Here is a 582-nt window from a genome sequence, read left to right as displayed (position 1 = left end):
TAGGGTGTGTCTGATGAATACTTTTTCAGGTAAAACCTAATAAAAGCCAGCTTCAGCATCGCTAAGAAACTGACGGCTAATTTCTCATATCTTGTAGCAACTCTGCGGCATTCCTTAAGCCAGCCAATGGACTGCTCTACGCTTGCTCTTTTCTTGTAGGTCTCTTCATCAAAGCGATAGTGAGGTCCTTTCTTTCTTCTTTTGGTTCCAGGCCGCAACTGCCTTTCAGGAATCATTCCCTTGATGCCTCTGCGGGCCAGCCCCTTCCTTAAATAGCCTGCATCATATGCCTTATCTGCAACCACTTCCTCTGGCTTAGTTCTTTTACGGCCTCTTTTCACAGGAATCCTTACCTGTTCTAACACCGGGTGAAAAAAGGCGGCATCATGTGCTGCCCCTGAACTCAAAACGGCTGCCAAAGGAAGGCTGTTGCTGTCACTTACCAGGTGAATCTTAGTGGTAAACCCGCCTCTACTTCGCCCCAGAGCATGGTTTTCAGGCTCGCCTTCTTTTACCTGGTCCCCCTTTTTAAGCCAGCGCCAGCGGCTGACTTGTGTGCCCTCACGGTGGTGGAGTCAATCT

Annotated in this window: 1 protein-coding gene; it reads right to left on the bottom strand. The window is 49.0% G+C overall.

Annotated elements, in window-relative coordinates; genetic code table 11:
• Nucleotides 1–452 (bottom strand): IS5 family transposase (locus tag ACYVB1_RS12825; protein ID WP_460924110.1); only part of this gene is annotated, 452 nt, incomplete at its 3' end.
• Between the last annotated feature and the right edge of the window lie 130 nt (nucleotides 453–582).

The organism is Pontibacter brevis, assembly GCF_054779655.1.
Note: the sequence above shows the minus strand (reverse complement) of the source record. Positions and strands in the feature narration are given on the sequence as shown.